Annotated in this window: 11 protein-coding genes; 8 read left to right on the forward strand and 3 right to left on the reverse strand. The window is 65.9% G+C overall.

Going from position 1 to position 10,815, the window contains the following annotated elements; translation table 11 throughout:
* Positions 1–1,246 (forward strand): putative bifunctional diguanylate cyclase/phosphodiesterase (locus ACEN88_RS15875; protein ID WP_413341058.1); only part of this gene is annotated, 1,246 nt, incomplete at its 5' end.
* On the opposite strand, the gene xth is transcribed toward ACEN88_RS15875, so the two are convergent.
* Positions 1,243–2,007 (reverse strand): exodeoxyribonuclease III, encoded by a 765-nt coding sequence (gene xth / locus ACEN88_RS15880; RefSeq protein ID WP_413341060.1) that lies wholly within the window; start codon positions 2,005–2,007, stop codon positions 1,243–1,245. The genes ACEN88_RS15875 and xth overlap by 4 nt on opposite strands.
* A 447-nt stretch (positions 2,008–2,454) precedes the next feature.
* Between xth and ACEN88_RS15885 the strand changes: the two genes are divergently transcribed.
* The 3 genes from ACEN88_RS15885 to ACEN88_RS15895 all read left to right on the forward strand — a co-directional run bounded on the left by ACEN88_RS15885 (position 2,455) and on the right by ACEN88_RS15895 (position 3,579).
* A complete protein-coding gene (locus ACEN88_RS15885; protein ID WP_413341062.1) occupies positions 2,455–2,805 on the forward strand; it encodes a hypothetical protein in 351 nt (116 codons plus the stop codon).
* On the forward strand, positions 2,805–3,011 hold the full coding sequence (locus tag ACEN88_RS15890; RefSeq protein ID WP_413341063.1) for a DUF1653 domain-containing protein: 207 nt from the start codon (positions 2,805–2,807) through the stop codon (positions 3,009–3,011). The genes ACEN88_RS15885 and ACEN88_RS15890 overlap by 1 nt, the downstream gene beginning before the upstream one ends.
* 100 nt (positions 3,012–3,111) lie before the next feature.
* Complete coding sequence (locus ACEN88_RS15895) at positions 3,112–3,579, forward strand: hypothetical protein (RefSeq protein WP_413341065.1); 468 nt, start codon at positions 3,112–3,114, stop codon at positions 3,577–3,579.
* Positions 3,580–3,637: 58 nt separating this feature from the next.
* On the opposite strand, the gene ACEN88_RS15900 is transcribed toward ACEN88_RS15895, so the two are convergent.
* Positions 3,638–5,134, reverse strand: a complete 1,497-nt coding sequence (locus tag ACEN88_RS15900; protein ID WP_413341067.1) for a leucyl aminopeptidase — start codon at positions 5,132–5,134, stop codon at positions 3,638–3,640.
* Positions 5,135–5,246: 112 nt separating this feature from the next.
* Here ACEN88_RS15900 and lptF point away from each other — a divergent pair, with 112 nt between their 5' ends.
* The 3 genes from lptF to ACEN88_RS15915 are packed head-to-tail and all read left to right on the forward strand — an operon-like array spanning position 5,247 to position 7,950.
* Positions 5,247–6,398, forward strand: a complete 1,152-nt coding sequence (gene lptF / locus ACEN88_RS15905) for an LPS export ABC transporter permease LptF (RefSeq protein ID WP_413341069.1) — start codon at positions 5,247–5,249, stop codon at positions 6,396–6,398.
* The gene (gene lptG, locus ACEN88_RS15910) at positions 6,395–7,579 is read left to right on the forward strand and encodes an LPS export ABC transporter permease LptG (protein ID WP_413341070.1); all 1,185 of its coding nucleotides are present in this window, start codon (positions 6,395–6,397) and stop codon (positions 7,577–7,579) included. The genes lptF and lptG overlap by 4 nt, the downstream gene beginning before the upstream one ends.
* A complete protein-coding gene (locus ACEN88_RS15915) occupies positions 7,579–7,950 on the forward strand; it encodes a sirohydrochlorin chelatase (protein ID WP_413341072.1) in 372 nt (123 codons plus the stop codon). The genes lptG and ACEN88_RS15915 overlap by 1 nt, the downstream gene beginning before the upstream one ends.
* A gap of 3 nt (positions 7,951–7,953) precedes the next feature.
* Here ACEN88_RS15915 and ACEN88_RS15920 read toward each other — a convergent pair whose 3' ends face one another.
* Complete coding sequence (locus ACEN88_RS15920) at positions 7,954–9,588, reverse strand: hypothetical protein (protein ID WP_413341075.1); 1,635 nt, start codon at positions 9,586–9,588, stop codon at positions 7,954–7,956.
* 341 nt (positions 9,589–9,929) lie between these two features.
* Between ACEN88_RS15920 and ACEN88_RS15925 the strand changes: the two genes are divergently transcribed.
* Positions 9,930–10,815: hypothetical protein (locus tag ACEN88_RS15925; RefSeq protein ID WP_413341077.1), on the forward strand; the 886-nt coding region annotated here is incomplete at its 3' end.

Below are 10,815 nucleotides of genomic sequence, written 5' to 3' on the forward strand. Positions count from 1 at the left end.
GAACCGCGCGCTGCTGTCCGACCGCCTGGACCGCGCGCTGCTGGCGGCGCGGCGCGACGGCACGAAGCTGGCCCTGCTGTTCATCGACCTGGACCGCTTCAAGACCATCAACGACTCGCTCGGCCACCTGGCGGGCGACCACCTGCTGAAGGAAGTGGCGCAGCGCCTGTGCCGCGTCGTGCGCGCCAGCGACACCGTCGCGCGCCTGGGCGGCGACGAATTCGTCGTGCTGGTGCCGGATGTGCGCGCGGCCGAGGAGTGCGGCCTCGTGGGCGACAAGATCATCGCGGCGCTGGCGGCACCCATCGAATTCGAAGGCCACAGCCTGCACATCTCGCCGTCGATCGGCATCTGCCTGTACCCGGACGACGGCGATGACGCGGCGGGCCTGATGCGCAAGGCCGACGCCGCGATGTACTACGCCAAGGCGGCGGGCCGCAACAATTACCAGTATTACGCGGAGCCGATGAACGCGGCGGCCGCACGCCATTTCGAGATGGAGACGCGCCTGCGCGGCGCGCTGCTGCGCGAGGAGTTCGTGCTGTTCTACCAGCCGATCGTGGGCGTGCAGGACGGCCGCGTGCACGGCCTGGAAGTGCTGCTGCGCTGGCGCCATCCGGAGCAGGGCCTCGTGGCGCCCGACGACTTCATCCCGATCCTGGAAGAGAACGGCCTGATCGTGCCGGTCGGCGAATGGGTGCTCCGGCGCGCCTGCGAACAGGCGATGGCCTGGCAGCGGGCCGGGCTGCCGGCGCTGCCGCTCGCGGTGAACCTGTCCGCGCGCCAGTTCATGCACCGAGGCCTGATCCAGTCGATCCGCGCCATCGTCGACGACACCGGCATCGAGCCGGGCCTGCTGGAATTCGAGATCACGGAGACGGCGCTGATGCAGCACGGCGGCCAGACGCTGGAGACGCTGGGCCAGATCTACCGCATGGGCATCCGCCTGTCGATCGACGACTTCGGCACCGGCTATTCGAGCCTGGCGTACCTGAAGCGCTTCCCGGTCCGCAAGATCAAGATCGATCGTGCCTTCGTGCGCGACCTCGAGACGAGCAGCGAGGACCAGGCCATCGTCGCGGCCATCATGGCGCTCGCGGGGAGCCTCGGCATGGCCGTCGTGGCCGAGGGCGTCGAGAACGAGGCGCAGCTGGCGCTGCTGCGTCGGCACGGGTGCCAGTATGCCCAGGGCTATCTGTTCGCGCGGCCGGTGGATGCCGCTGCCGTGCCGGCCCTGCTGAATTAAAGGAGCGTCGCGATCACCGGCGTGTGATCGGACGGCTGCTCCCACTTGCGCGGTTCGCGGTCGATGACGCACGCTTCGCAGCGCTTCGCGAGCGCCTGCGACAGCAGGATGTGGTCGATGCGCAGGCCGCGGTTGCGGCGGAACGCCATCTGGCGGTAGTCCCACCAGCTGTACTGCTTTTCGGGCTGTTCGAACAGGCGGAACGCGTCGACGAGACCGAGGCCGCACAGTTCGCGCAGCTGCTCGCGTTCGAGGTCGGAGCAGTGGATCTGGCCGGCCCACAGTGCCGGGTCGTGCACGTCGCGGTCTTCGGGCGCGATGTTGTAGTCGCCCAGGATCGCGAACTGTTCGTGGATCTCGAGCTCTGCGCCGACCCAGATGCGCAGCGCGGCCAGCCAGCCCATCTTGTAGGCGTATTTGTCGGAGCCGACGGCCTGGCCGTTCGGCACGTAGGCGCAGATGAAACGCACGCCGCCGATGGTGGCCGCGATCAGGCGCTGCTGCTCGTCCTGGTAATGCGGGTTGTTGCGCACGACGTCGGCGATGGGGAGGCGCGACAGGATCGCCACGCCGTTGTACGTCTTCTGGCCGCTGAACACGACTTCATAGCCGGCCTCGTTGATCGCGGCGACGGGGAATTTGTCGTCGGTGAGCTTGGTCTCCTGGATGCAGAGGACGTCGACGGGGTTGGCGGCGAGCCACTGGAGCAGGTGCGGCAGGCGCACTTTCAGCGAGTTCACGTTCCAGGTTGCGATTTTCATGGGCTATCTTGGTACGGAGGCCGGACCGTCCGGCACAATCTGGGCAGTATCGTGTCTTTGAGTCATTCTTGCAACATAAGTTGGCCTGTGACGCCATGACACGATCGTCATTATTTGTTTCGATTGCAACAAAGATGTCGTAAAATTATTGTCCGTGGAGTAAAAAATCGTAACGACGCTGGAAAGTTGCGCCGAACTGTGACAAGATGTAACAATCACAGCAAGAGACGGGACATTTACGTATTGTCTCCTTCTCGAAAGAAAAAAATTGCAGTAGGCCAACTTTGGTTGTACTATTGGCATATTGCTCTGGAACCAAGTATTCAATAGCAATTCGTTGCATTGATCAGATGGTTGCCGTGGTCGGTCGAGCGGCCGGCTTAGGCAGGTGTGTAACGATCGCGGATCCGAGAGCAGGATTTGCACACAGCTTTGTAAAGGACAACAATGCGCCAAGCATTTGAAGCATGGGCCCAACGCGATGGCCACATTGTCCGGCGTCGTGAAGACAAGCCGGAAGAGTACCTCGTGTACGAAACCCAACGCCGCTGGCTGATCTGGCAGGCCGCGCTGGCACACGGACAGAAGGCTGCGGCTGAAGCGCCGCAGAAATTCGCGCCGTCCGAGAACCAGCCGCAGAAGATGCAGGCCGACGAGGCGAGCGTGCGCAATCGCGTCCTCAACGAGGTGCTGGACGCGTTCAGCGAACTGGATGACAACGCCGGCATCGAAGGCATCGTCAAGGTCATCCAGAACCTCAAGAAGAGGAGTCGCGCCACGGCCGAAGAAAAGGCCTGATGCGCTACCGCCACTACAAGGGCGGTGTGTACGACGTGGTCTGCGAGGCTGTCCTCGAGGCAGACCACACGGCCGTGGTCGTGTATCGCGGGCAGGACGGCAAGACCTGGGTCCGCCCGCGGGATGCATTTTTCGGACTGGTCGACGTGGACGGGAAGCGCATGCCGCGCTTCGCGCCCATCGACCCGGTGCCGGCCGCAGCTTAGCTCCGCCATCCCGGCAATCCCGGGATGCGCTTTGCCTCATGTCTTCCCGATTGCCGCCGTAAACGGATGGGTATGCTCTGTATGCATGACCGGTGAAGACATGTCCCTGATTTTTTTCCGTACCGCCTGCGCGCTTGCGCTGTGCACCGTCACGGCCGGCTGCGTGACGGCGCCCGCCGTGGCGCCGACGCAGCAGCTGGAAGTCCACACCATTCTCGGCCACCGCGAGGTGACGGGCGTGGGCTGCGTGCTGTCCAACGCGGCGGGGCGCTGGTTCGTCGTGGCGCCGGGACGGGTCACGGTCGAGCGCAGCAGGAGTCCCCTGACGATCGACTGCGCGCGCGACGGCGCCGGCAGCGCGCGCGAAGTCGCCGACGCGCACGCCACCTCGTTCTTCGATACCGACCGGCTGATCGGCAACATCATCGTCAGCGCCGGGGCCGGCGGCTACGTCAATCCGTACGACGGCAACGGCGTCGCCTACCAGTCCACCCTGACCGTGCTGATGCGGCCCGCGGTGCCGCGCGCGGCGGCGGGGGAGTCGGCGCCCGGCAACGTCGTGTTCTGATGCCCGGATAAAAAACGGACGCCCGCGGGCGTCCGTTGTGCATGGAGCGGAAAAACGCTTACACGCGGTTCAGCAGGAACGTGGTGAGCAGCGGCACCGGACGGCCCGTCGCACCCTTGGCCGCGCCCGATTTCCATGCCGTGCCGGCGATGTCCAGGTGCGCCCACGTGTAGTTGCGCGTGAAGTTCTCCAGGAAGCAGGCCGCCGTGATCGATGCGCCGCCCGGCGTGCCGATGTTGGCCAGGTCGGCGAAGTTCGACTTCAGCTGCTCGTTGTACTGCTCGCCGATCGGCAGGCGCCAGGCCGGGTCGCCCGCCTGCCTGCCGGCGTCCAGCAGTTCCTGGGCGAGCGCGTCGTGGGCGTCGTCGTGGCGCGTGAACACCCCCGACGTGTGGTGGCCCAGCGAGACGATCACGGCGCCGGTCAGCGTCGCGATGTCGACGACGGCGGCCGGCTTGAAGCGCTCGGCGTAGGTCAGGGCGTCGCACAGGATCAGGCGGCCCTCGGCGTCCGTATTCAGGATCTCGATGGTGGTGCCGTTCATCGCGGTGACGATGTCGCCCGGCTTGGTGGCGCGGCCCGACGGCATGTTCTCGCACGCGGCCACGATGCCGACGACGTTCAGCTTCAGGCCCATCTCGCCGATGGCGCGGAAGGTGCCCAGCACCGAACCGGCGCCGCACATGTCGTACTTCATCTCGTCCATGTTGGGGCCCGGCTTCAGCGAGATGCCGCCCGTGTCGAACGTGATGCCCTTGCCGACGAGGACCACCGGCGCGTCGTTCTTCTTGCCGCCGTTGTGCTTCAGGACGATGAACTTCGGCGGCTCTTCGCTGCCGCGGGTGACGGACAGGAAGCTGCCCATCTTGAGGGCTTCGAGCTGCTTGCGGTCGAGGACTTCGATGTCGAAGCCGTAGTCGCCCGCCAGCTTCTTCGCCGTGTTCGCGAGATAGGTCGGGGTGCACACGTTCGGCGACAGGTTGCCCAGTTCCTTCGTCAGGTTCATGCCGTTGGCGACGGCCTGCGCCTGCGCCAGCACGGCCTTGATCTGCGGCGTCGCGGCCGGGACGGCGATGGCGAGCTTGCGCACGCCGGTGGGTGCCGGATCCTTCTTGCTCTTTTGCGCGTCGGTGCGGAATTCCGCTTCGTTCGCGGCGATGACGATGCTGCGCAGCGCCCAGTTCAGGTCGCGGGCTTTCACATTCTCCAGCGGGAATGCGATAATGGCATCCTGCGCGCCCAGCGAAGCGAAGGTTTTCAGGGCAGCGGTCACGGCACCGGCAAAGCTTTTCTCGCTCACGGCTTCGTCGGCACCCATGCCGACCAGCAGCACGCGGGCAGAGGTCACGCCGGCCACGCCGCGCAGCAGCAGGGTGGAGCCGGGCTTGCCGGAGATGTCACCCGACTTGACGGCGGCGCTGATCGCGCCGTTCAGATCGAGGGCTTTCGCCGCCTCCGACAGTTTCTTGTTTTCGAACACCGCGACTGCCACACAGCCCGATTTGGCTGCGGTCAGCGTGTTTTTTGTGTCGAATGCTTTTATGCTAAAGTCCATTTGATTCTCCGTTTCGAGTTTTTGACGCGCGTGCTGTCCGAGGAACCTTCCAAATGGCGCCCGCTTGTGACGGTTCCCGGGGTTCCTTCCAACCAGCAATTATAACTATCGAATGATTTTCCAACGCGCCCTACAGCGTGAATTGGCCAGCGTGGCCGGTGCCACCTTCACGGTCCTGTTTACGATCTTCGTCACCTGGACCCTGATCTCCATCCTCGGCAAGGCCGCCGGCGGCAAGGTCGCCTCGGGCGACGTGCTGGCGCTGATCGGCTTTTCGGTGCTGAATTATCTGCCAACAATCATCATTCTTACCAGCTTTATCGCGGTCATCGCCACCGTGACGCGCAGCTATCGCGACTCGGAAATGGTCGTGTGGTTCGCGTCCGGCCAGTCGCTGATGCGGTGGGTGCCGCCGGTGCTCGTGTTCGGCCTGCCCATGGTGGCGATCGTCGCCGCGCTGTCGTTCGTCGCGACGCCGTGGGCCAAGATGAAGAGCGCGGAATTCGTCGAGCGTTTCGAAAAGCGCGAAGACCTCAAGCGCGTGTCGCCCGGCCAGTTCCGCGAATCGCCGTCCACGAACCGCGTGTTCTTCGTCGAAGGCAGCACGAGCGGCGCGACCGTCGTGCAGAACGTGTTCGTGAATTCCGTCGACGCCGACGGCAATTCCATCGTCGTCGCCAAGGAAGGCGTGATCGAGCCGGACGGCAAGGGCGGGCAATACCTCGTGCTGAAGAACGGCCGCCGCTACCTGGGCCAGCCGGGACGCGCCGATTTCCAGTCGATGGAGTTCGAGCGCTACCGCATGCGCGTCTCCAGCCAGGCGCCCGTGATCGGCACCGAGACGCCGGCCGACGCCTTGTCCACGCCGGCGCTGCTGGCGCTGCCGGACAACCGCTACACGAACGCCGAACTGCTGTACCGGGTGTCGGCACCGATCTCCTGCCTCGTGCTGATGCTGCTGGCGATCCCCCTCGGCTTCGTCAATCCGCGCGCCGGCAGCTCCGCCAACCTGATCCTCGCGCTGCTGATCTTTTTCACGTACAGCAATCTGTCGAAACTGTTCGAAGCCAGCGTCAAGCAGGGCAAGATGAACTTCGGCGTGGCGTGGTGGCCGCTGCACCTGTTCGCGCTCGTGGTCGTGGCCGGGCTGTTCGCATGGCGCCTGAACGTCAACCATCCGTGGCATCCGCTCGCCCTGCTGGGCGCCTTCAAGCGGCGCCGCCTGCTGCGCGGCGGTGCGGTGACGCAGGAGGGCGCGCAATGAAGATCCTGCAGCGCTACTTCTTCGTCAACATCGCGCAGGCCGTCGCCTTCGTGCTCGTGGCGTTCCTGGGCCTCATCGCCTTCATGGACCTGACCCAGGAACTGCCGTCGGTGGGCAAGGGCGGCTACATGATGCAGCACGCGATCCTGTACGTGCTGCTCCTGCTGCCCGGCCACGTGTACGAGGTGATGCCGGTCGCCGCGCTGATCGGCACCATCTACACGATGGCGCAGTTCGCGCAGAGTTCGGAATTCACGATCATGCGGGCGTCGTCGATGTCGACGCAGCAGGCCGGCATCATGCTGGCGAAGATCGGCGTGCTGTTCGTCGTCGTCACGTTCCTGTTCGGCGAATTGATCACGCCGCGCACGGCGCCGATCGCGGAACGCGTGCGCCTGTCCGCGAAGGGCGCGACGGTGTCGGCCGAATTCCGCTCGGGCATGTGGACCAAGGACACGATCCATGCGGGCGGCGTGAAGGGGCCCGTGACGGGATCGCGCTTCTTCAACGCGCGCCAGATCCGCCCGGACGGGAAACTGATCGACCTGCGCCTGTACGAGTTCGACAACAGCATGCGCATGCGCTCCCTGATCACGGCCGCCAGCGCCACGTTCAGCGGCAACAGCACCTGGCGCCTGATCGACGTCACCGAGACCCTGTTTTCGAATAGCCGCGAACTGCCCGCGCCGGGCACGCCGATTCCTGCCGGCCAGACCATCCAGAGCACGTACGGCCAGGACACGGCGTCCGTCTCCACGCGCAAGGTCGCGAGCCTGGACCTCGTGTCCGAGATCACGCCCAAGATCCTGTCGGTGTCGCGCTCCGATCCGGAGCGGATGTCCGCGAACGAGCTGGCCGTGTACACGCGCCACCTGGCGGAGAACCGCCAGGAGACGGAGCGCTTCAAGATCGCATTCTGGAAGAAGCTGTTCGACCCGCTGTCGATCTTCGTGCTGATGGCGCTCGCGCTGCCGTTCGGCTACCTGCACACGCGCAGCGGCGGCGTGAGCCTGAAGATCTTCATCGGCATCATGATCGGCGTGAGCTTCCTGTTGATTAACTCGTTGTTTTCGCACGTGGGCATGTTGTCGACCTGGCCGGCCTTCGTGACGGCCGCCGCGCCCAGCCTGCTGTTCCTGCTGCTGGCGATCGGGGCCCTGCGCTGGGTGGAGAGACACTGATGGAAAAAGCACTCGTATTGTTCGCCCACGGCGCCCGTGCCGCCGCCTGGGCCGCGCCGTTCCAGCGCCTGCGCGACCTCACCGCGGCGCAGCGCCCGGATTGCGCGGTGTCGCTGGCGTTCCTCGAACTGATGACGCCGAGCCTGCCGGACGAAGTGGGCGCCCAGGTGGCGCTCGGCGCGCGCGACATCACCATCGTCCCCGTGTTCCTGGGGCAGGGCGGCCACCTGCTGCGCGACCTGCCGCTGCTGCTGGAGCAGTTGCGCGCCACCCATCCGCAGGTGACGTTCCGCACCGTCCCCGCCGTCGGCGAGGACCCCGGCGTGCTGGCGGCGATGGCCGCCTACTGTGCCGGGGCGGACGCCGCCTGAGTCTTACTTGTTGACCGTCACCGGGCACATCTGGACCGGCGACGGGGTCGTGCCGATCGCCGCCGGATAGCGCTTGCAACCGGCGGCGTCGAGCGTCAAGCCATAGCGGGCCAGGTTCTGCGTGGCCGCCTTGACCACGGCCTCGTCCTTCTCGACCTGGTCGCGGGGATCGGCGGCCAGCATCGCGTAATGCGGACCGGGGCGGCTCGCGATCACGGACTGGATCCGTTCGAGGTAGGCGGGCGACTCGGGGAAGCCCGCGCCGAGCGAAATGACGCGCACCTCGCGCGGGACGAAGGTCGAGACCCAACCCATCGGCGGATCGCCGTGCGCGGTGAAGACGAGCGTCGACTCCGGATGTTCCATCGGCGGCAGCTGCGCGCTGAAACTCTTTTCGGCCCAGCCGGCGTGCCCCCACGTGATGAACGGATAGACGTAGAGCGACGTGAACAGCAGCATGGCGCCGGCCAGGTACGGGCCGACGCGCGGCCCGGTCAGGCGCGGGACCAGCACCCACACCATCAGCGGTCCCAGCAATTCGATGGGCACCAGGTAGCGGTAGATGCTGAACAGCTTCAGCCACACGAGATAGCCGACGAGCCCGAACAGCAGCAGGAAGCGCGCACGCGGCGCCAGGCGCTCGGCCGGCGCGCCGCCGCGCACCGTGTCGTACAGCCAGCGCGCGACGAACGCGAGGGCCAGTGCGTACAGCAGCGGCACGATCGCCTGCTTGAACGGCAGTTCCGAGACGCGGGCGAATTGGCGGCTGAACACGAACGGCCAGAACAGGGCTTCCAGCGCACCGTGCGGCAGGTGGTCGGTGTCCATGACGGCGACCTGCTGCGCCAGGGGGCTCTTGAAGATGCTGTTAAATTGCGGGAACAGCGGATTGCCGAACGTCTTCCACATCCGCCACCACCACGGCCCGGCCGCGATCGCGACGCCGGCCAGCGTGCCGCACCCGTACGTGAACGCCGCCGCGATCCCGCGCCCGAACGTGGCGGGCACCGCCAGCAGCGCGACGCACAGCGCGAGCGCATACGACGCGTTGGTGAGCTTCAGCCCGGCGCCCAGTCCCATCACGAGGCCCGCCAGCAGCAGCGTGGCGACGGCGCCGTTCGACAGGGCCTGCAACCGGTCCCAGCCGCGCATGACGATGCACAGCGAGGCCAGGATGAACAGGGCGCTCAGGTTGTCGCCCATCGTATTGCCGACCTGCGACAGGAAGCTGGGGCCGCACATGCCCGCGAGGGCCAACAGGATGCACAGGCGGTTGTCGGCCTTGTCCCGGGGCAGCATGAGGCGCGCGAGCGTCAGCAGCAGGATGAAGTTGAGTCCATGGACGAACCCCATCACGAACCCGACGGCCCGGCCCGGCAGCCACTGGTTCAGCAGGTAATAGGGGACGTCGATCGCCGGATTGAAATAGCTTTGCCAATTCCCGGCCGCCATGTCGACGTGCAGCCGGTCGTTGAACAAGGCGTAGGGGTTGTACCAGTGGTAATTGCGCAGGTCCCAGTTTTCATCCTGGCCCAGCCACACGGAGAGCAGGCCGAACAGGACAGGGACGAGCATCGACATGAGCACGGGTGCGCGCTCGTGCCGCAGGAATGCGGTACAGCGATTCAGAAAACGCATGTTGATCCTTCAGGTGTATCGGTAAATCGTGTGAAGCCGTGAACAGGACGGCCCGCAAAGGGCGCTGGGAAGCAGGTGCGGGGGAATGCCAGACTGTTGCTCCAAAGATTATAACTGCTCACGGGCATGGCCGATTCGGCAAGCTGGCGGGTTCGATATCTGTGTTGTCACCGTTGAATCTGTCCTTGGCAATTCGATTGCATCAGTAGACATGTTCCGTTGGTTTACGCGCGTCTTTACTCTCGAAAAGCAATTTCCTCATTGAATTTAAGTTTTCCATAGGGAATCATATGCGAATGGGGTAGCGACGCTCCCAGCCACCCGCCATCGATACCGACGCCATGACCACTCCCACGACCTCCCACTACGTCCGTCCGGGCCAGGCCAGCACGGCCTGGAGCTATGCCGGCGCCCCGGCTTCCGCCGTCACCGCCGTCGCCTTCGACGCGGCCAGCAGCCTGGGCCAGGCATTCGCCCGCGGCGACATGCAGTACAGCCAGGACTACGGCCGGACGTGGCTCGCCTACACGATGCCGGTCGACGGCCAGGGCGCGTACGTGGCCACGGCCGGCACGCTGTGGCGGTTCCAGGACCGCCTGGCCGGCGACGGAACGACGCCGGACACGTTCGGCGTCCTCTACAAGCTGGCGGACGGCAGCGTCGTCACGGCCGAGGACACCGTGTTCCCGGACAGCCAGCCCGTGGGCATCGTCGTCGGCGGCGGCATCGTGTTCACGACCGCGCACGCGGGCGACATCGTCGACGTCGTGGCCGGGATCGACACGGGTGACCTGACGGGCGGCCGCTGGGTGATCGAGAGCCAGTCGCAACCTGGCCTGTTCGGCATCAGCTACAACTCCGCCGTCGACACGGCTGCCCGGCTGGTGGTCGCCGACGCGAGCCAGTTGCCGGCCGGCGGCCTGTCGGCCGCGGTGACCGTGCACTACTACGACCGCTACCAGGTCGACGCCAACGGCAACCCGCTCCCGAACACGGGCGTCACGCAGGTCCTCACGTATGCGGTGGAAGACGGCGCGACGGACGGCCTGCCCGGCTTCGCCAACGAATCGAAAGCCGGCGCCGCGCTGGACGCGTGGACGTCCGCCCCGGCGCTGGCCACCCTGGCGGGCGGCGGCGTCGTCGCCGTCTGGCAGGGCCAGGGCTGTCTGTTTTACACATCTCCGAGCCCACGAGACGGAGCTACATGGGGGTTGGCGGGGTGGGGGT

Source organism: Massilia sp. CT11-108, from assembly GCF_047302915.1.
Lineage (GTDB): Bacteria > Pseudomonadota > Gammaproteobacteria > Burkholderiales > Burkholderiaceae_D > Telluria > Telluria orientalis.